Origin of the sequence: Methylobacterium sp. J-077 (genome assembly GCF_022829365.1) — a bacterium.
Lineage (GTDB): Bacteria > Pseudomonadota > Alphaproteobacteria > Rhizobiales > Beijerinckiaceae > Methylobacterium.
The window spans coordinates 66,298-85,709 of record NZ_JAKSYJ010000102.1 but is presented as its reverse complement, the minus strand read 5'-3'; the positions used below and the strand labels follow the sequence as shown (position 1 = coordinate 85,709).

General features: G+C 70.0%; 16 protein-coding genes. 11 read left to right on the top strand and 5 right to left on the bottom strand.

Annotated elements, in window-relative coordinates; genetic code table 11:
* Window positions 1-120: 120 nt before the first annotated feature.
* From tkt to MKL11_RS08865, 3 genes are all read right to left on the bottom strand, one after another.
* On the bottom strand, window positions 121-2,196 hold the full coding sequence (tkt, locus tag MKL11_RS08875) for a transketolase (RefSeq protein WP_243942319.1): 2,076 nt from the start codon (window positions 2,194-2,196) through the stop codon (window positions 121-123).
* Window positions 2,193-4,082, bottom strand: coding sequence for a glycoside hydrolase family 15 protein (locus MKL11_RS08870; RefSeq protein ID WP_243942317.1), 1,890 nt, complete (start codon window positions 4,080-4,082; stop codon window positions 2,193-2,195). The genes tkt and MKL11_RS08870 overlap by 4 nt, the downstream gene beginning before the upstream one ends.
* Before the next feature lie 138 nt (window positions 4,083-4,220).
* Complete coding sequence (locus MKL11_RS08865) at window positions 4,221-4,805, bottom strand: hypothetical protein (protein ID WP_243942315.1); 585 nt, start codon at window positions 4,803-4,805, stop codon at window positions 4,221-4,223.
* 190 nt (window positions 4,806-4,995) lie between these two features.
* On the opposite strand from MKL11_RS08865, the gene MKL11_RS08860 reads away from it, so the two are divergent.
* The 11 genes from MKL11_RS08860 (at window position 4,996) to MKL11_RS08810 (ending at window position 18,019) form a co-directional block, all read left to right on the top strand.
* Window positions 4,996-5,583 (top strand): ANTAR domain-containing response regulator, encoded by a 588-nt coding sequence (locus MKL11_RS08860; RefSeq protein WP_243942313.1) that lies wholly within the window; start codon window positions 4,996-4,998, stop codon window positions 5,581-5,583.
* Window positions 5,580-6,593: a CmpA/NrtA family ABC transporter substrate-binding protein gene (locus tag MKL11_RS08855; protein ID WP_243942310.1), complete on the top strand. Its 1,014-nt coding sequence runs from the start codon at window positions 5,580-5,582 to the stop codon at window positions 6,591-6,593. The genes MKL11_RS08860 and MKL11_RS08855 overlap by 4 nt, the downstream gene beginning before the upstream one ends.
* Before the next feature lie 6 nt (window positions 6,594-6,599).
* Complete coding sequence (locus MKL11_RS08850; protein ID WP_243942308.1) at window positions 6,600-6,902, top strand: hypothetical protein; 303 nt, start codon at window positions 6,600-6,602, stop codon at window positions 6,900-6,902.
* Window positions 6,903-7,391: 489 nt separating this feature from the next.
* Window positions 7,392-8,660, top strand: a complete 1,269-nt coding sequence (locus MKL11_RS08845) for an NAD(P)/FAD-dependent oxidoreductase (RefSeq protein WP_243942306.1) — start codon at window positions 7,392-7,394, stop codon at window positions 8,658-8,660.
* Between the two features lie 14 nt (window positions 8,661-8,674).
* A complete protein-coding gene (locus MKL11_RS08840; protein WP_243942304.1) occupies window positions 8,675-10,486 on the top strand; it encodes a NirA family protein in 1,812 nt (603 codons plus the stop codon).
* Window positions 10,483-12,087 carry a sulfite reductase subunit alpha gene (locus MKL11_RS08835; protein WP_243942302.1) on the top strand — a complete coding sequence of 535 codons (1,605 nt, stop codon included), beginning with the start codon at window positions 10,483-10,485 and terminating at the stop codon, window positions 12,085-12,087. Before MKL11_RS08840 ends, MKL11_RS08835 begins: the two co-directional genes overlap by 4 nt.
* Window positions 12,088-12,281: 194 nt before the next feature.
* Window positions 12,282-14,978, top strand: a complete 2,697-nt coding sequence (locus MKL11_RS08830) for a nitrate reductase (protein ID WP_243942301.1) — start codon at window positions 12,282-12,284, stop codon at window positions 14,976-14,978.
* Window positions 14,979-15,185: 207 nt separating this feature from the next.
* Window positions 15,186-16,664, top strand: a complete 1,479-nt coding sequence (gene cysG, locus MKL11_RS08825) for a siroheme synthase CysG (protein ID WP_409565832.1) — start codon at window positions 15,186-15,188, stop codon at window positions 16,662-16,664.
* A gap of 91 nt (window positions 16,665-16,755) precedes the next feature.
* Window positions 16,756-17,007, top strand: coding sequence for a DUF4926 domain-containing protein (locus tag MKL11_RS08820; protein ID WP_243942299.1), 252 nt, complete (start codon window positions 16,756-16,758; stop codon window positions 17,005-17,007).
* Window positions 17,004-17,288 carry a DUF6883 domain-containing protein gene (locus MKL11_RS08815; RefSeq protein ID WP_243942297.1) on the top strand — a complete coding sequence of 95 codons (285 nt, stop codon included), beginning with the start codon at window positions 17,004-17,006 and terminating at the stop codon, window positions 17,286-17,288. The genes MKL11_RS08820 and MKL11_RS08815 overlap by 4 nt, the downstream gene beginning before the upstream one ends.
* A 236-nt stretch (window positions 17,289-17,524) precedes the next feature.
* A complete protein-coding gene (locus MKL11_RS08810; protein ID WP_243942295.1) occupies window positions 17,525-18,019 on the top strand; it encodes a cupin domain-containing protein in 495 nt (164 codons plus the stop codon).
* Window positions 18,020-18,034: 15 nt separating this feature from the next.
* On the opposite strand, the gene nudC is transcribed toward MKL11_RS08810, so the two are convergent.
* Both nudC and MKL11_RS08800 read right to left on the bottom strand, forming a co-directional pair.
* A complete protein-coding gene (gene nudC, locus MKL11_RS08805) occupies window positions 18,035-18,934 on the bottom strand; it encodes an NAD(+) diphosphatase (protein ID WP_243942293.1) in 900 nt (299 codons plus the stop codon).
* A gap of 7 nt (window positions 18,935-18,941) precedes the next feature.
* Window positions 18,942-19,361: an HIT domain-containing protein gene (locus MKL11_RS08800; RefSeq protein WP_243942291.1), complete on the bottom strand. Its 420-nt coding sequence runs from the start codon at window positions 19,359-19,361 to the stop codon at window positions 18,942-18,944.
* Window positions 19,362-19,412: the final 51 nt, after the last annotated feature.

The following is a 19,412-nucleotide window of genomic DNA, read 5'->3' as shown; positions in this document are numbered from 1 at the left end:
TGCTCTCCTCCCCTTTGCGAGGAGGAGCCGGAGGTGGGGGTGGTGCCGGATGAGGCTCGGCGGCTCCTTCTGAACCACCCCCACCCCTGACCCCTCCCCGCAAGGGGGAGGGGACACGCCTTATCGCTTATGCTTGGCCAGCTGTGCCTTGGCGGCCTCCAGAACCTTCTCGGGGGTGAAGCCGAACTTGGTCTGGAGCTCCTTGATCGGGGCCGAAGCGCCGAACGTGTCCATGCCGATCACCGTACCCTCGGTGCCGGCGTAGCGGTCCCAGCCGATGATGCTGCCCTGCTCGACGGTGACTCGCGCCTTGACGGCGGGGGGCAGCACCGAATCCTGGTAGGCTTTGTCCTGGCGCTCGAACAGGTCCCAGGACGGCATCGAGACCACGCGGGCCTTCACGCCCTCGGCCTTCAGCGCCTCGTAGGCGCCGACGCAGAGCTGCACCTCCGACCCGGTTCCGATCAGGATCACCTCCGGCGTCCCGTCGCTGTCGGCCAGCACGTAGGCGCCCTTCGCCGTGCCGGAGGCCGCGCCGAACTTGGTCCGATCCAGAGTCGGCAGCGGCTGGCGGGAGAGCGCCAGCACCGCCGGCTGATCCTTCAGGGAGAAGATCACCCGGTAGGCCTCGGCGACCTCGTTGGCGTCGGCCGGGCGCAGGGTGACCAGGCCCGGGATGCAGCGCAGCGACAGCAGCTGCTCCACCGGCTGGTGGGTCGGCCCATCCTCGCCCACGCCGATCGAATCGTGGGTGAAGATGTGGAAGACCGGCAGCTCCATCAGCGAGGCGAGCCGGATCGGCGGGCGCATGTAGTCGGCAAACACCAGGAAGGTCGCGCCGTAGGCCCGCAGGCCCGACAGGCCGAGCCCGTTCACGATCGAGCCCATCGCGTGCTCGCGCACGCCGAAATGCAGGTTGCGTCCGCCCGGCGAGAACGGCCCGAACGAGCCGGCGCCCTCGAAGGTGAGGTTCGACTTGTTGGACGGGGCCAGATCGGCCGAGCCGCCGAGCATGAACGGCACGTGCTGGGCGATGGCGTTGAGCACCTTGCCGGAGGATTCCCGCGTGGCGATGCCCTTGGCGTCGGGCTCGAAGACCGGGATGTCCTTGTCCCAGCCCTCGGGCAGGCGCCCTTCCAGGAGGGCCGCGAGATCCTCGGCGTGGTCGGCATCGGCCGCCCGGGCCGCGGCGAGGAGGTCCTGCCAGGAATCGTACAGGGCGGCGCCGCGCTGGCCGATGCCATCGCGAAAGTTCTCGTGCACGCCGTCCGGGACCAGGAACTGCGCATCCTCCGGCCAGCCATAGGCGCGCTTGGCGCCCTTGACCTCGTCCTCGCCGAGCGCGTCCGAATGCGCTTTCGAGGTGCCCTGCTTCTTAGGGGCGCCGTAGCCGATCACCGACTTGACGACGATCAGGGTCGGCCGGTCGTTGGTGGCGAGGAACGTGTCGAGCGAACCGGCGATCGCGTGCAGGTCGTTGGCGTCGGCCACCCGCAGCACCTGCCAGCCATAGGCCAGGAACCGGGTCGCGACCTCTTCGCCAAAGGCGAGTTCGGTGTGGCCCTCGATGGTGACGGTGTTGTCGTCGTAGATCCAGCAGAGGTTACCGAGCCGCAGATGGCCCGCGAGCGAGGCGGCCTCCGAAGCCACGCCCTCCATCAGATCGCCGTCCGAGCAGATCGCGTAGACATTGTAATCGAACAGCGGCAGCTCGGGCCGGTTAAGATGTGCGCCGAGGAAGCGGCTGCCCATCGCCATGCCGACCGAGTTGGCCACTCCCTGGCCGAGGGGGCCGGTGGTGGTCTCGACGCCGGTGGTGAAATGGTACTCGGGGTGCCCCGGGGTCCGGCTGTCGAGCTGCCGGAATTTCTTGATCTCGTCGAGCGTCACCGCCGGCGCGTTGCCGCCGTCGCTCTCGGCGACGTTGGCGAGGTGCAGCAGGGCGTAGAGCAGCATCGACGCGTGGCCGCAGGACAGCACGAACCGGTCGCGATTCGGCCAATGCGGATGTGCCGGATCGTAGCGGAGATAACGGTTCCACAGGGTGTAGGCGACCGGGGCCAAGCCCATCGGCGCGCCGGCATGGCCGGAATTGGCCTTCTGCACCGCGTCGATCGCGAGCGTCCGGATGGTGTTGATGCTGAGCGTATCGATCTCAGCGAAGCCCGCCTTGGCGGGAGTGTCAGCGCCGCTCATGATCTCGCGTCTTCCAGTTCGCCTCTTGCGTGCCGCTTGGCGGCTTCACGCTGCCGAAGGACGGCGGGAGGGGCTCCGTTGGCCTTACCACCCTGCCGATCCGCCGGCCCTTCGCCGCGCGTATAGCTGAGCAGCGTGTTGACGAGCGCGACATGGGTGAACGCCTGAGGGAAGTTACCCACAAGGCGCTTGGCTTGCACGTCGTATTCCTCGCTCACGAGGCCGAGGTCGGTGCAGATGCCGACGAGCCGCTCGATGATCGCCCGGGCCTCGTCCCGCCGGCCGAGGCCGATCAGGTTATCTGCGTACCAGAACGTGCAGGGCAGGAAGGCGCCCTCGTTGCCGGACAGGCCGTCCGTGGTCTGGCCCTGAGTCTCGTAGCGGAGAACGAAGCCATCGCGCATCAGGTCCCGGCCGATCGCCTCGACGGTTCCGACCACCCGGGGATCGTCCTGCGGCAGGAAGCCGGTATGGGCGATGAGCAGCAGGCTCGCATCGAGCGCCTTCGACCCGTAGGATTGCACGAAGCTGTTGAGCTCGGGATCGAAGCCCTTCGCGCAGACTTCGGCGTGGATCTCGTCGCGGAGCGCGCGCCAGCGCGCGGCCTGCTCCTCGGTGGCGCCGGATTCGTGCATCTCGTGCATGCGCAGGGCCCGGTCGAAGGCGACCCAGGCCATAACCTTCGAATGCGTGAAGTGGCGCGGGCCGCCGCGCACCTCCCAGATGCCCTCGTCGGGCTTGCGCCATGCGTTTTCCAGATGGCCGAGGATCGCCAGCCCGACCCGCAACCCGTCTTCGCTCACCGGCAGGCCGCGGGCATGGGCCTGGTAGAGCGCGTCGAACAGCTCGCCGTAGACGTCGATCTGGAATTGCGAGGCGGCGGCGTTGCCGATCCGCACGGGCTTCGAGTTCTCGTAGCCGGGCAGCCAGTCGAGCTCGATCTCCGGCAGCAGCCGCTCGCCGCCGATGCCGTAGAGGATGTGCGCCTGTTCCGGATTGCCGGCCACGGCCCGCAGCAGCCAGCCGAGCCAGTTGCGCGCCTCGTCGATATAGCCGCCATCCATCAGGGCGATCAGCGTCAGCGTGGAGTCACGCAGCCAGCAGAACCGGTAATCCCAGTTGCGCTCGCCGCCGAGGCCCTCGGGCAGGGAGGCGGTCGGCGCGGCAACGATGCCGCCGGTGGGCTCGTAGATCAGCGCCTTCAGGGTGAGGAGCGAGCGCTGCAGCATCCGGTCCCAGGCCGTGCCGCCGGCACAGCGCTCGGACCATTCGCGCCAGGCCTGATCGGTGGCGTCGAGCACCTTGCGCGGCTCGATCGGGGTTGGGTCGTCTTCGTGGGACAGGCCGTAGCTCAGGACGAAACGGTGGTGCTCGCCGGCATGGAGGGTGAACTCGGCCACCGTCGTCTGCGCGTCGGAACCCTTCAGATGGACATCGGTGCGCAGCACGACCTTGTGCGGGCCGGAGACGGCGCGCAGGTCGCCCAGTTCCGAGCGCGAGACCCACGGCACCGCGGAGCCGTAATCGAACCGCACCGCCATCTCCATGCGCATGGCGACGCGGCCGTGCACGCCTTCGACAAGGCGCACCAGATGGGAGCCGTCACCGATCGGCATGAAGTCGGTGACCAGGACCTCTCCGAGCCGGGTCTTGTGCCGGGTCTCCAGCACGAGGCTACCGGGGCGGTAGGCCCAACTGGTCTCGACATGCTCGGCCTCGGGAAAGATCTTCCAGAAGCCGTGTGACTCGGTGCCGAGCAGGCTGGTGAACAGGGCGGCGGCGTCGAAGCGCGGCCAGCACAGCCAGTCGACGCTGCCCTGCCGGCTGATCAGCGCGGCGCTGCGGCAATCCCCGACAAGCGCATAATCCTCGATGCGTGCAGCCATCCGGCCCCGGCTCCCGCGAAGCCGGGTCCCCCGGCCATCCGCTGCAACGCACCTAGGACGCCCGGTTGCGAGGTCCAGAGGCGGTCACACGGCAAGCTGAACCGAATAAGGCGCGGTGCAGTCCGATCGACGTGCGGGTCAGCGCAGGCAGTCGGCCACCACCAGGGCGACGGAGCCCTGCACGGCCGCCGCGCCGTCGCGCATCAGGCTGGCCGCATCGCCGACGGCGCGGGCAGCGGGCGCCAGCTGTTCGGCCACCGAGGCGGCGAAGGGCAGGGCGGCGGGGGGCAGCAGCCCGGCCTCGTCCGAATCCGGGGCCTCGGCTCGGCCCGCCGCCAACGGATCCGCGACGCGCTGGGGCGTCTCCGGGCAGCGCCGGCCGGGGCAGGAATGGCGGCTCGCGGTCGCGATATGCGACGTCGCCCGCGCCGCGATCGCCGGCCTTGCGGGCGGTGTCGGAAGCAGGGGATAGACTTCGGCGAAGGCCAAGGAGGCGGGGCGCCGAACCGGCTCAGAAATCGCGGTAGGCTTGGCGAAGGCGGTGGGCGAGGGCGCCTCGCGCTCGGTCATCTCGGCGCGGGCGTCCGGCGGCGTCGGCTGTGACGATGGGCAGTACAGTGAGGCCACGCCCAGGATCGCCACCACCACCACGGTCGGCAGGAACGGCATCGACACGCGCCCGGAGGTGGCATCCGTCAGGGCAAGCTGGTCTGGCCTGCGCATCCGTTTCACCATCCCCGCGATCGTTCCGAGATCGCCAGAATGCCCCCAGCATTGCGGCGGAAGCTGGACCGTTTCTTTGCGCGGCGGTAACGCTGGCGACGGCCGCGGGGCACACACCTTGCTTTCCCTGCGGCTTGGCCGGGCAGCCCGAGCCGCCCCCCCCGAGAAGACCCGCCCCGACCGGGCCCCGATGACCGAATCCAACCTGACCGTCGCCGTGATCGACCCCAGCCGCGCCCGAGCGGCGATCCTGGAGGAGGGCTTGCGCGCGGCCGGCATCGGCCGGATCGTCGTGATCCCGGACACCGCCGACCTGCTGGAACGGGTGACCGCCCTCAAGCCCGACGTGGTGGTGATCCACCTGGAGAGCCCGAGCCGCGACATCCTGGAACAGATGTCAGGGGTCTCCCGGCAGGTCGAGCGGCCGGTGGCGATGTTCGTCGACCGGTCGGACACCACCATGATGCAGGCGGCGGTCGACGCGGGCATTTCGGCCTACGTGGTGGACGGGCTGCGGGCCGAGCGGATCAAGTCGATCCTCGACATCGCGATCCTGCGTTTCAACGCTTTCGCACGGCTCCAGCGCGAATTGTCGGAGGCCCGCGGCGAGCTGGCCGACCGCAAGCTGATCGAGCGCGCCAAGGGCATCCTGATGAACCTCAAGGGGCTGACCGAGGACGAGGCCTACAAGCAGCTGCGGCGCAAGGCCATGAACGAGAAGCGCAAGATCGCCGACATCGCCCGGGCCATCGTCACCACGGCGGATCTGCTCGGATGAGGCTCCAGCTCGGCTACATCCCCCTCTGCGATGCCGCGCCGTTGATCGCGGCGCACGAATTCGGCTTCGCCCGGTCCGAAGGGCTGGAGCTCGACCTCTCGGCCGAGCCGTCCTGGGCGACCCTGCGCGACCGCCTCGCGCTCGGACATCTCGACGGCGCGCACATGCTGGCGCCGCTCGCCCTCGCGAGCCGGCTCGCTCTGTCCGGACCACCTTCCGACCTCGTCGTGCCATTGCAGCTCAGCGCCAACGGCAATGCCATCACGGTATCGCGCGGCCTCTGGGCGGCCATGGCCCCGGAGAGCGAGGCCCTGGCGGACGTGGCCCGCGCCTTCGCCCGGGTGGCGGTCGAGCGCCGGGACGCGGGCCGGCCGCTGACCCTAGGGACCGTGCATCCGTTCTCCTGCCACACCTACCAGCTGCGCCTGTTCGCCGAGGCCGGCGGCCTCGACCCCACGGCTTTCCGCACGGTCGTGGTCCCGCCGCAGCATAGCGTCGAGGCCCTGACGCGCGGTCTGGTCGATGGCTACTGCGCGGGCGCCCCATGGAACGACGTGGCCGTGGCGGCGGGCCATGGGCGGATCGCGGCGCTCGGCAGCGAACTCGCCCCCGATGCCCCCGAGAAGGTGCTGGCCGTGTCCGCGCGGCTCGATGGCGCGACGCTGCCTCTTGTCCGGGCGGTGGCGCGGGCCGGCCAATGGTGCGCCGACCCGTCCAACCGAACCGATCTGGTCCATCGCCTCGCGCACCGGACCTATCTCAACCTGGACGCCGACCTGATCGGCCGGTCCTACCACGGTGAGGTGATCCTCGACGGAGCCGGCGCGACGCGGCCGATGCCGGGACGTCTCGATCTCGGCGCGCGCGTGCAGGAGCCGCGTCCGGAGGCCGCCCGCTGGCTGGTGGCGCAGATGCAGGCTTCGCATCAGATTTCGCCGGAGAGCCGCCTGGAAGACGCAGCGACAGCCGTCTACAGGCCCGATCTCTACCAGGCCGCTCTGGCGGATTGAGCGCGGTTGGACAACACGTCCATTTCGTCATTCGGACGATGCTCGGACGTGGCAGATCGAGGAACGTTGCCGAGCCTCGGCCGTTACGTCTTTGCCATGCCCGGATGCCGCAAACTCGATACCGCCTCGTCGACCTCGCATCCGCGCAGCCGGATCGAGCTCCGACGCTATGTTCGCCGCGGCGCCAAGGCTCCGCGCGCCTGCAACGATAACCGCCGTCCCGGCTTTGTCCCCTCTTGGTATTGGGTCCTCGTGGCCGGCGCCATGCCGACCCTGGGCCTGTTGGCGATGCTCTCGACGCTGATCTGATTTCGGTATCGGGCCCCCCAGCGCGAGCGCTGGCCGCAGTCTCGCGGTCTTCGCGGGCGCAGCGAAGCCAATCGCGGCACATGACAGGATCGCGCCTTCGCGCTCGCAATCACGGCGTGAACGATGCAGCATCCCTCAGCCTGCGACCGGAATGGCAGCTCGGTACTGCTCAGTCGTAGTCCCGCTGATCGTTTAAGCGACCGCCAGCCCGCTTTTTGTGCAGCGCGATCCGTGTCCGGCCGGCCCGCACGGACCGACGGGCAGCTGCAAATCCATTAACATTCGGAATACCTTATAAGTATGGATCGTGCTTGGCATGACTTCTGCAAGCATATCCTTGTCCGTCAACGACGATGGGCAGCGCCGTCAGCGAGGCCGCTGATCCGGTCCTCCTGAGGCAGAAGCCTGCCCCGGGGATGACCGGCAGCGGCTTTTTCGTGGGCGGTCCGCCGACGATCCTGCACTCGAGGTTCCAGACGCGATCGAGAGATGGCGACATCCCATATGGATACCAGCGTACACGATGCGCGCGCCGAGACCGGGCTGCCGCGCGAGCGACTCGTCGTCGTCGGCAACGGCATGGCCTCGCTCCGATTCCTCGAACGCCTGACCGAAGGGTCACCCGGCCGCTTCGACGTCACCTGCGTCGGTGCCGAGCCGAAGGCCGCCTATAACCGGGTCCTCCTCTCCTCGCTGCTCGGCGGCGAAGTCGACGAGGCGGCCTGCGAGTTCCGCGGCCTCGATTGGTACGCCGCCCACGGCATCCGCCTGATCACCGGCGCCCCGGTCACCCAGATCGACCGCGAGAACCGCCTCGTCCTCGTTGGCGAGACCCATGTCCTGCCATTCGACAAGCTGGTCCTCGCCGTCGGCTCCCTGCCGATCCGGCTGCCGAAGCCTGGCATGGATCTGCCGGGCGTCATCACGTTCCGCGACCTCGCCGACGTGGCGGCGATCCGCAAGGCCGCCGTGCAGCACGCCAAGGCGATCGTGATCGGCGGCGGCCTGCTCGGGCTCGAAGCCGCGGTCGGCCTGGCGCGGCTGGGGGTCGACACGACCCTGCTCCACGTCATGGACCGGCTGATGGAGCGCCAGCTCGATCACCACGCCGCCGGTCTGGTGAAGCGCGCCATGGAGGCCCGCGGCGTCCGGGTGTTGCTCAAGGCCGATACCGACCGGGTCGAGGGCGACTGCCGCGTCGAGCGCCTCGTCCTGGCCGACGGGACCGTGCTCCCGGCCGACCTCGTGGTGATGTCGGTGGGGGTGCGCCCCTCGGTGGCTTTGGCCCAGGGGGCCGGGCTGGAGATCGGCCGCGGCATCAAGGTCGACGACCGGATGACCACCTCGGACGCCAACGTCTTCGCTCTCGGGGAATGCGCCGAGCATCGCGGCCTGATCTACGGGCTGGTCGAGCCGGCCTACGAGCAGGCCGATACCCTGGCCCGGCACCTCGCGGGCCAAAGCGCCGCCTATGCCGGGACCTCGCTGGCCACCAGCCTGAAGGTCTCGGGCCTGCCGGTGTTTTCCGCCGGCCTCGTGGACACCCCCGAGGATGCCGAATCCATCGTCCTGTCCGATCCCGGCGCCGGTCTCTACCGCAAGCTGCTGGTGCGGGACGGCAAGCTGATCGGCGCCGTGTTCGTCGGCGACATCGCCGAGCAGGGCGCTTGCAAGGGCCTGATCCGCTCCGGCGATCCGGTCGAGAACCTCGATGATCTGATGTTTGGGCGCCCCGCGCCCGAGCAACTGGCTGCTTAGGTAGGGAGGCGCAGATGGCCGAGACCACCACACAGACCGCCCCGGACGGCTTCAACCCCGAGCAGAAGCGCTACCTCGAAGGCTTCGCTTCGGGCGTCGCCGCGGCCCGCCTGACCGGCGGCCTGGCGATCGGGCAGGGCCCGGCCGCGCCGGCCGAGCCCACCGGGCCGGACGCGATCCACATCAAGGCGCAGGACAAGACCGTCAAGGACGGCGGCAAGCTCTGCGAGCAGGAGAAATGGAAGCGCGCCGAGAGCCCGTTCGACGGGCATAACCGGCTGATCGCGGAGGCCGCCGCCGGCAAGCAGCCCAAGCCCGAGGACAATTTCCGCTGGCGCTACCACGGCCTGTTCTGGGTCGCCCCGAACCAGGTGAGCTACATGGCCCGCCTGCGGATCCCCAACGGGATCCTGCATCATTGGCAGTTCGCCGGCGTCGCCGACCTCGCCGACCGGCACGGCGGCGGCTACGTCCACGTGACGACCCGGGCCAACCTCCAGGTGCGCGAGATCAGCCCCGAGCACGCCCAGCCGTTCCTCGACGGGCTCGTCGATATCGGCCTCACCGCCCGCGGCTCGGGGGCCGACAACATCCGCAACGTCACCGGCTCGTCCACCGCCGGCATCGACAGCCAGGAGTTGCTGGACACCCGCCCGCTGGCGAAATCCTGGAACAACTGGATCATCAACGACCGCTCGCTCTACGGCCTGCCGCGCAAGTTCAACGTCGCCTTCGACGGCGGCGGCGTCATGCCGACCCTGGAGGAGACCAACGATATCGGCTTCCAGGCGATCGAGGTGCTGGAGGGTGCCGCGGTGGCGCCGGGCGTGTGGATGCGCCTCGTGCTCGGCGGCATCTCGGGCCACCGGGACCTCGCCCGCGACACCGGCATCGTGCTCAAGCCGGAAGATTGCAACGCGGTCGCGGACGCGATCATCCGGGTCTTCATCGAGAACGGCGACCGGACCAACCGCAACAAGAGCCGGATGAAGTACGTCCTCGATGCCTGGGGCTTCGACAAGTACCTCGCCGCCGTCGAGGAGAAGCTCGGCCGCAAGCTCGATCGGGTCGATCCGGCCCATGTGGCGCCGCGCCGGCCCACCGACCGGTTCGCCCATGTCGGTGTCCACGCCCAGAAGCAGCCCGGCCACAACTGGATCGGCGTGGTCCTGCCGGTGGGCAAGATGACCAGCGACCAGGTCCGGGCGCTGGCCGAGATCGCCCGCGACTGCGGCGACGGCCAGATCCGCCTCACCGTCTGGCAGAACTTCATTTTTTCGGGAATTCCGGACGCGCGTGTGGCGGAGGTCGAGAGCCGCATTCTCGAACTCGGGCTGACCACCAAGGCGGCGGGCATCCGCTCGGGCCTCGTCGCCTGCACCGGCGCCCGGGGCTGCAAGTTCGCCGCCTCCGACACCAAGGGCCACGCCCTGATCATCGCCGACCATGTCGAGCGCACCGTCACCGAGCTCGACGTGCCGGTGAACGTCCATCTCACCGGCTGCCACCATTCCTGCGCCCAGCACTACATCGGCGATATCGGGCTGATCGGCGCCAAGGTGGTCGTCTCCGAGGAAGGCGACACCGTCGAGGGCTACGACATCGTGGTCGGCGGCGGCTTCGCCGAGAACCCGAAGATCGGAACCGAGATCTGGAAGGCCGTGAAGGCCGAGGACGCGCCCTTCCGCGTCGAGGCGCTGCTGCGCACCTACCTGGCCCGCCGGGAAAGCCCGGACGAAAGCTTCCAGTCCTTCACCGCCCGCACCGGCGCCGAAGCCCTGCGGGACGCCGCCGAGGAACAGCCAGCCCTGAAGGCCGCCGCATGAGTGAGCACGTCGCGCCCCCCCTCGTCCTGATCCCCGAGACCGCCCCCTTCGACGCCGACCAGCGCTCGTGGCTCTCGGGCTACTTCGCTGCCCTGTTGGGTCCGGCCGTGACCGGCGCCACGGCGCTTGCACCAGGCGAGGCACCCCCCGGCGGGCCTCGGCTCGCCGACAACGACGACGCGCCCTGGCACGACCCGTCCGTGCCGATCGGCGATCGGATGGCGATGGCCAAGGACCGGCCGGAGCCGCAGAAGCTGATGGCCGCCATGGCCCAGCAGGATTGCGGCCAGTGCGGCTACAATTGCGCCGACTACGCCAACGCGATCTTCCTGAAGAACGAGGAGCGCCTGAATCTTTGCCAGCCCGGCGGCAAGGAGACCCTGCGCATGCTCAAGAAGCTGGAGGAGGAGTTCGTCGCCGCCGGCGGTGCGCCCGCCGCCCCAAAGGCCGAGGACGACACGCCGAAGCCGGCGGCCGATCTCGGCCCCCTGGGCTTCTGCCGGGAGAACCCGGTCGAGGCCCTGTTCCTGTCCCGCCGCCGCCTCAACGATCCGGGCGGCGAGAAGGAGACTTGGCACATTGAGATCGGGCTCGACGGCACGCCGATCACCTACGAGGCCGGCGATTCGCTTGGCCTGTTCCCGGCCAACGCCCCGGCGCTGGTGGACGCGGTGATCGCCGAGCTCGGCGCCAGGCCCGAGCGGATGATCGGGTCCAAGACCCTGCGCGACCACCTGCTCAAGGACTATGCGCTGGGCGCCGCGCCGGACAACCTCTACCAGCTGCTGTCGCTGCTCACCTCGGGGGCGGCGCGCAAGAAGGCGCAGGCTTTGGCCTCCGGCGAGGACCCGGACGGCGACGCCGCCTATCTCGACGTGCTCGGCGCCCTGCACAAGTTCCCCGGCGCCCGGCCCGACGCAGAGGTCTTCCTGGAGGCCCTCGACGAGCTGCAGCCGCGGCTCTACTCGATCTCGTCCTCGCCGAAGATGGATGCCGGGATCGTGTCCCTGACCGTCGATGCGGTGCGCTACAATCACCGCTCGCGGCTGCGGCTGGGCGTGGCCTCGACCCATCTCGGCGAGCGCCTGCCCGAGCAGACCCACGTCAAGATCTACCTGCAGAAGGCCCACGGCTTCGCCCTGCCGGCGGATCTCTCCACAGACGTGATCATGTGCGGACCCGGCACCGGCATCGCGCCCTTCCGGTCGTTCCTGCGCGAGCGCGCCGCGACCCGGGCGCCCGGCCGCAACTGGCTGTTCTACGGACACCAGCGCCAGGCCACCGACTTCTTCTACAAGGACGAGTTGAACAAGCTGAAGGACGACAAGATCCTGACCCGCCTGTCGCTGGCCTGGTCCCGCGACGGCAGCGAGAAGACCTACGTCCAGGACCGGATGCGCGAGAACGGCGCCGACCTGTGGAAGTGGCTCGAAGGCGGCGCGCATTTCTACGTCTGCGGCGATGCCAAGCGCATGGCCAAGGACGTGGAGCGGGCGATCATCGACGTGGCGGCGCAGTACGGCGGCAAGAGTCCCGAAGACGCGGTCGCCTATTTCGGCGCCCTCAAGAAGGCCGGGCGGTATCAGGCCGACGTGTATTGAGCCGCGCCCTCTCCGTGCGGGCCACGGTGGTCACGCCGCGGTCCATGCGGACCGCGACGCGCCCCCTCTCCCGTGCGGGAGAGGGGACCCACGCACCATCCGGTAACGGGGACGATCCACTCGCTGTCGGATGACAGCGAGCGCGGCCCGCCTCTTGCGGCGGATGTCGAACAAAAAACTTCGAGGACCCAGCCATGACCCTGTCCGTGGCAGACCCGACGGTGCGGACGACCTGCCCCTATTGCGGGGTCGGGTGCGGCGTGCTCGCGACCCCGGACGGGCAGGGCGGCGCCGGGATCGCGGGCGACACCGAGCATCCGGCCAATTTCGGCCGGCTGTGCTCGAAGGGCTCGGCTCTGGGAGAGACCCTGTCGCTGGAGAACCGCCTGCTCCACCCGGAGGTCGACGGCGCCCGGGTCTCCTGGGATGCTGCGCTCGCCACCGTCTCGGAAAAACTCCGCACGGTCGCCGAGGCGTACGGGCCGGACTCGATCGCCTTCTACCTCTCGGGGCAGCTCCTCACCGAGGATTACTACGTCGCCAACAAGCTGGCGAAGGGCTTCATCGGCACGCCGCACGTCGACACCAATTCGCGGCTGTGCATGTCGAGCGCGGTGGCGGCCCACCGCCGCGCCTTCGGCTCCGACACGGTCCCGGGCTGCTACGAGGATCTCGACGAGGCCGACCTGATCGTCATGGTCGGGTCGAACACCGCCTGGTGCCACCCGATCCTGTTCCGGCGCATGGCCGACGCCAAGGCCCGGCGGGGCACCAAGTTCGTGGTGATCGACCCGCGCCGGACTCAGACCGGCCAGGAAGCCGACCTGTTCCTCGGGATCAAACCCGGCAGCGACGTGGCGCTGTTCTCCGGGCTGCTCGTGCACCTCGCCGATAACGGGTTCCGCGACCGGGCCTTCGTGGACTCGCACACCGCCGGGCTCGACGCCGCCCTGGATCGCGCCCGCCTCATCGCGCCCGATGTCGCCGCGGTCGCCGCCGCCACCGGCGTGCCGGAAGCCGACATCGCCGCGTTCTACGACCTGTTCGCCGGCACCCGCCGGGTGGTCACCGCCTTCTCGCAGGGGGTGAACCAGTCGGCGCAAGGGACCGACAAGGGCAACAGCATCATCAACTGCCACCTCATCACCGGCCGCATCGGCGAGACCGGGATGGGGCCGTTCTCCCTCACCGGCCAGCCCAACGCAATGGGCGGGCGCGAGGTCGGCGGGCTGGCCAACATGCTGGCCGCGCACATGCATTTCGCCCCCGAGGAGGTCGACCGGGTACGCAGGTTCTGGGGTGCGCCCCGGATCGTCACCGGCGAGGGCATGAAGGCGGTGGCCTTGTTCGAGGCGGTCGCCCGGGGCAAGATCAAGGCCCTGTGGGTGATGGGCACCAACCCGCTGGTCTCGATGCCGCAGGCCGACCGGATTCGCGACGCCCTCACCGGCCTCGACCTCTACGTCGTCTCCGAGGTGATGGCCGATTCCGACACGGTGCGGGGCCTGGGGAAGACCACGGTGCTGCTGCCAGCCCTCGCCTGGGGCGAGAAGGACGGCACGGTCACCAATTCCGAGCGGCGGATCTCCCGGCAGCGCCGGTTCCTAGCCGCCCCCGGCGAGGCGCGGGCGGACTGGGCGGTGCTGTCCGAGGTCGGCCGCCGGCTCGGCCACGGCCGGGCCTTCGCGTTCGACTCCGCGGCGGCCGTGTTCCGCGAGCATGCCGGGCTCTCGGCCTACGAGAACAACGGCACCCGCGACTTCGACCTCGGCGCGCTCACCGACATCAGCGACGCCGCCTACGACATCAACCTGCCGGTGCAATGGCCAATCCCGAAGCGCTCCGGCCCCAAGGGCGCGCCGCAGGGCAAGGCCCGGCTGTTCGGCGACGGCCGGTTCTACACCTTCGACCGGCGCGCCCGGTTCGTGGCCGTGCAGCCGCCGGGCCTGGCGCAGGCGGTCTCCGGAAATTTCCCGTTCGTGCTCAACACTGGCCGGGTGCGCGACCACTGGCACACGATGACCCGCACCGGGAAGAGCCAGCGCCTCTCGGCGCACCGCGCCGTCCCGTTCGTCGAGGTCCATCCGGACGACGCGGCCAGGCTCGGCCTGACCGAGGGCGGCATCGCGCGTCTGCGCACTGAGCACGGCGAGGCCGAGCTCGAAGTGATGATCACTGACACGGTGGTGCCGGGCGGCCTATTCATGCCGATGCACTGGGGCAGCGCCTACGCATCGAAGGCCCGGGTCGGCGCCCTGGTGCGCGGGGTGCCGGATCCGGTCTCGGGCCAGCCCGAGTTGAAGGCGACCCCGGCCGCCCTGGAGCCGGTCGCCTACCGGGCCCGGGGCTTCCTGCTGTCGCGTCGGCAGGTAGCGCTGCCGGAGGGCTGGTGGTGGGCGCGGGCGTCGATCACCGGCGGCTGGGGCGTGCAATTCGCCACGGCGGCGAGTTCCAGCGCCGTCGCGCTGCTGGTGCGCGGGCTGATCCAGAGCGAGGCGCTGGCCGGCTTCGAGCTCGCCGAATATGCCGACCATGCCCGCGACCGCTACCGCTGCGCCGTCTACGACGGGGCGCGTCTGGTCGCCTGCCTGGCTTACGCTCCCGCGGAGGCGCGTCCCGATTGGGAGGCGGCCAAGGCCCTGTTCGCCACCGAGGAGCCCGAGGCGGCCGAGCGCCGGGCGCTGCTTTCCGGCCGCGCCGCCACTGCGTCGGCGGGTCCGGTGGTCTGCGCCTGCCACGGCGTCGGCGCCGACGTGATCGCCGCCACGATCGGGGCCGGGGCCGGCTCCGTCGAGGCGGTGGGCGCCGCCTGCAAGGCCGGCACGAATTGCGGCTCCTGCATCCCAGAGATCCGCAAGATGCTGACCGGGGAGACCGCCCGCGCCGCGTGATTTTTTGGTATATGCCGGATCGAGAACAGATCGGCCCGTCCCATTAGCCCCCCTCATCCTGAGGTGCGGGCGCGAAGCGGCCGCCTCGAAGGAGCCCTCCAGCGCTCACGACGATCCCTGGAGCCCGCCTTCGAGGTCCCAACGCGGCACCTCAGGATGAGGTTGTCTGGCGGGATGACCGGCACGATGTAGGCTCAGGACAGACCCGTGACCGATTCCCCCGTCCCCCTGCGCGCAGCCCGCGCCCCCCGCGAGACCCAATCCGCCGGCCTCGAGCCGCTGGCGGTGCTGCCGGTGTTCGTACCCCTGCGCGGCAAGCGTGTGGTGCTGGCCGGCTCCTCGGGTGGGGCGCCCTGGAAGGTGAAGCTCCTGGCCGCGGCCGGCGCCCATGTCGACGTCTACGCGCCCGAGCCCAGCGACGAGATGCGGTCGGTGCCGGGCGAGATCGTCGACGGGCACGTCGACATCCACGAGCGCGCCTGGACGCCGGACGATCTCTGGGGCGCGGCGTTCTGCATCGGCGCCATGGAAGACGAGACCGACTGCGTCGCCTTCGTGGCTGCCGCCCGGGGCGCCGGCGCCATCGTCAACGCGGTGGACCGGCCGCATCTCTGTGACGTGAAGTTCGGCGCCCTCGTCAACCGCTCGCCGCTGGTGGTCGGCATCTCGACGGAGGGCGCCGCCCCGGTCTTCGGCCAGACCGTGCGCGCCCGGATCGAGGCGATGCTGCCCCGGGGGTTCGCCCGCTGGGTCGGGGCCGCCCGCGACTGGCGGGACAACGTCACCGCGCGGTTCCACGGCTTTGCGGAGCGGCGCAGCTTCTGGGAGCGCTTCACCGACCGCGCCTTCGCTGAGCCCGACCGGGCGCCGACGCAGCAGGACCTCGCCGAGCTGCTCGGCGAGACCGAGGCGGCGCCGAAGGGCGGCGCGGTAACGCTGGTCGGGGCTGGCCCCGGCGACGCGGAACTCCTAACCCTCAAGGCCCTGCGGGCGCTGCGCAACGCCGACGTGATCCTGTACGACGACCTCGTCGCCCCGGAGATCCTGGACTATGCCCGCCGCGAGGCGCGGACCATGCTGGTGGGCAAGACCGGCCACGGCCCGTCCTGCCGTCAGGACGACATCAACGCCCTGATGGTGCAGCTCGCCCGCACCGGCAAGCAGGTGGTGCGGCTGAAATCCGGCGACCCGCTGGTGTTCGGCCGGGCCGGCGAGGAGATCGAGGCCTGCCGGGCCGCCGGCATCCCCGTGACCGTGGTGCCGGGCATCTCGGCCGCGCAAGGCGCGGCGGCGGCGCTGGGCCTGTCGCTCACCCACCGCGACGCCGCCCGCCGCCTGCAATTCGTCACCGGCCACGACCGCCGCGGCGCCTTGCCGGACGACCTGAACTGGGGCGCGCTCGCCGATCCGAGCGTGACCACGGTGGTCTACATGCCCAAGCGGACCCTGAGGGCGCTGCTCGCGCGGGCGGTGGACGAGGGATTGGCGCCCTCGACCCCGGCGCTGCTGGTCTTCAACGTCAGCCGCCCCGACCAAGCCTCGCTGCGCGGCACCGCCGCCGACCTCGCCGACCATGTCGAGGCCGCCGGCCTCGACGGGCCGGCGCTGCTGATGGTGGGCGAGGCGTTCTCGGAGATGCGGGCCGCGGTGCCGGCCGAGGCGGCGCCGGAGCGAGTGGCGATCTGAGGCGGCGCGGTATCGTTCCAGCATTGGCCATGCCGAAGCAGTCACGCCCATCGCTTTTGCTGGCCGCCGTGATCCGCGGTAGAATGATCGCATGTCATTCGACTCGACCTTCTATGCCCGGACTTTGGGGCAAGGCGCCGCGATCCGCGAGCTGAGCCGGGTGGCCCTTGCCGATCGTCACGAGACCGAGGACGGCCACGTCCTGCCCGCGGGCAGCGAGGGCACGATCGTCGGCCCCTGGGCACGGGGGGCGGCCTACGAGGTTGAGTTCACCAAACCCTTCGCGGCCTTAGTTACGCTCGAACCGGACCAGTTCCGGGTCACGACGGAGCCCGCTTTTTGATCGGCGCGCGTGTTCCGTTCAGGAACGCGCTCGTGCCGCACGAGAAGATCGTCCATTACCTGCTCGATCTGGCGCATCCGGACGGTGGGTCCAAAGCCAAATTCTTCATCGCGCGCGGCTTTTGCCTGGACGACCCGAAAGCGCTGGCCGATGCCCTGCTCGATCATGTCGCCGTGAACCTCGTCGTCAGCGTCCGGCACGGACGCTACGGTGCGCAGCTCGCCGTCGAAGGGCCGATGACGATGCCGGATGGCACGAGCCGGAACCTCCTGCCGGTCTAGCTTTATCAAGATACGGGCGACGGCATCTTCGTTACGGTTTACCCGCAGAGCTAGAGCGCTCGGTCCCGCCTACCGAAAACCAGGTCCGCGTTTCTTGGGGCAAGCCACGCCGAAGAGCTGCAGCGCATGCAATCCCGCGACGATCTGCGCCAGCACGTCCACCTGGGAAACCGCCAAGCCGACTACAAAAAGACCCGCGAGGGCGAAAGACGCCCGCGGGATCTGGGAGGCGCCCCATGAAAAAACGTTCTTGGCTTGCCGGCGCGGCTCTGCTGGCCGCGGTCGGTCCGGCTCTGGCGGCGGACCACGACGCGCCGGGGATGGTGGTGAAGCCCGACGGGGCGTCGGTCGTCTACGAGCCGGGGCCGCCGAACCTGCCCAAGGGCACGCAGATCAGCCAAGTCGCCGGGGATCCGGCCAAGCCCGGGCCGTTCGTGCTGCGGCTGAAATTCCCGGCCCACACGGTGATCGCGCCGCACACGCATTCCAAGCCGGAGACGCTGACGATCCTGTCGGGCTCGATCTACCACGAACACGGGCGCACGCTGGACAAGGCCAAGGGCGCGGCGCTGAACGCCGGCGGCTTCGTCTATCTGCCGGAGGACATGCCCCATTCCCTCTGGACCACCGACGAACCGGTGGAATTGCAGGTCAACGGCTCGGGCCCGTTCGGGCTGAACTACATCGACCCCGCCGACGACCCGAGCCGGCAGGCCGGCGGCAAGGGCTAGGCCGCCGCGACAAGCTCAGGTCTCGCCGGCCACGAAGGCGCGCATCAGGTAGTTGGCGATCGCCATAGGCGGCGGGGCCTGGATGCCCTCGGGATGGGTGCCGGCCAGCATGGCGGCGACGTCCGCGCGGTCGAACCAGCGAGCGTCCTCCAGCTCGGTCGGGTCGGTCACGATGGTGCCGTCGAGGGCCTCGGCGGCGCAGCCAAGCATCAGCGAGGACGGGAACGGCCAGGGCTGCGAGGTCCGGTAGGTGACGGCGCCGACCCGGATCCGCGTCTCCTCGAACACCTCCCGGCGCACCGCATCCTCGAGGGTCTCGCCGGGCTCCAGGAAGCCGGCGAGGCAGGAATACATATGCGGCCGGAAATGCGGCCCGCGCCCGAGCAGGCAGGTCTCGCCCCGGCGCACCAGCATGATCACCACCGGGTCGACCCGGGGGAAATGGTGGGCGTTGCAGGACGGGCATTCCCGCCGGAAGCCGCCGGCCTTCGCCACGGTGGCGGTGCCGCAATTGGCGCAGAAGCCGTGGCGGGCGTGCCAGTCCAGCATCGATTTGGCCACCGCCAGCAGGCCCAGCTCCTCGGCCTCGACGGCGGATTCGGTGGCGATGGCGCGCAGGTCGAGGGTGCGGGTCTCGGCATCCGAAAAGCCCTCCGCGGCCTCAGCCGGCGCCGACGCGGCGAAGACCGGCCCTCCGTCCCGATGACCCAAAAAGATCCGCTGCCCTAAAAGCTCGGGCGCGTCGGCGGGGGTGATCAGCGCGGTCGGCCCCCGCAGCACGATCCGGTCGCCGCAGATCAGGACGAGGCGCGCCTGTGGCGCATCGAACGGGGGCACCGCCTCCTCGGGCTGCTCGGCCGAGTGCCGGTCGAGGCGGTTGCGGACGAAGCCGAGGGTGTCGCGGGGATCGGTCATGGAAGGGTCAGGCCGCGGAGAACAGGGCACCGGCGCGCTCGATCAACTGGGCGCGGGCATGGAACGGGTAGGGCTTTCGCGCCTCGAAACCCCAGACCGGACCCGGCCAGGCCGGGTCCGAGCGGAACCGGCCGACCACGTGGACGTGGAGCTGCGCCACGACATTGCCGAGTGTCCCGACATTGACCTTGTCGGGCTTCGACAGCGCCTGCATCACCCCGGTGGCGATGCGGGTCTCCCGCCAGAGATCCGCGGCGTCCGCCTCTAACAGGTCGGTGATCTCGGACACGTCCGAGCGCCGCGGCACCAGGATCAGCCAGGGGAACCGGGCATCGTCCATCAGCAGCACGCGGCACAGTGCGAGGTCGCCCACCTCGACGGTGTCGGCGGCCAGGCGCGGATCGAGGGTGAAGGCAAACTCGGTCATGGCACGACGGTGTAGCGCAGCTTGCGCCGCCGCGCGCGCCCCCCAATGCGC

Coding starts and splice junctions, on each gene's coding strand:
- tkt (WP_243942319.1), bottom strand. CDS start 2,196: ATGAGCGGCGCTGACACTCCCGCCAAGGCGGGCTTCGCTGAGATCGAT.
- MKL11_RS08870 (WP_243942317.1), bottom strand. CDS start 4,082: ATGGCTGCACGCATCGAGGATTATGCGCTTGTCGGGGATTGCCGCAGC.
- MKL11_RS08865 (WP_243942315.1), bottom strand. CDS start 4,805: ATGCGCAGGCCAGACCAGCTTGCCCTGACGGATGCCACCTCCGGGCGC.
- MKL11_RS08860 (WP_243942313.1), top strand. CDS start 4,996: ATGACCGAATCCAACCTGACCGTCGCCGTGATCGACCCCAGCCGCGCC.
- MKL11_RS08855 (WP_243942310.1), top strand. CDS start 5,580: ATGAGGCTCCAGCTCGGCTACATCCCCCTCTGCGATGCCGCGCCGTTG.
- MKL11_RS08845 (WP_243942306.1), top strand. CDS start 7,392: ATGGCGACATCCCATATGGATACCAGCGTACACGATGCGCGCGCCGAG.
- MKL11_RS08840 (WP_243942304.1), top strand. CDS start 8,675: ATGGCCGAGACCACCACACAGACCGCCCCGGACGGCTTCAACCCCGAG.
- MKL11_RS08835 (WP_243942302.1), top strand. CDS start 10,483: ATGAGTGAGCACGTCGCGCCCCCCCTCGTCCTGATCCCCGAGACCGCC.
- MKL11_RS08830 (WP_243942301.1), top strand. CDS start 12,282: ATGACCCTGTCCGTGGCAGACCCGACGGTGCGGACGACCTGCCCCTAT.
- MKL11_RS08820 (WP_243942299.1), top strand. CDS start 16,756: ATGTCATTCGACTCGACCTTCTATGCCCGGACTTTGGGGCAAGGCGCC.
- MKL11_RS08810 (WP_243942295.1), top strand. CDS start 17,525: ATGAAAAAACGTTCTTGGCTTGCCGGCGCGGCTCTGCTGGCCGCGGTC.
- nudC (WP_243942293.1), bottom strand. CDS start 18,934: ATGACCGATCCCCGCGACACCCTCGGCTTCGTCCGCAACCGCCTCGAC.
- MKL11_RS08800 (WP_243942291.1), bottom strand. CDS start 19,361: ATGACCGAGTTTGCCTTCACCCTCGATCCGCGCCTGGCCGCCGACACC.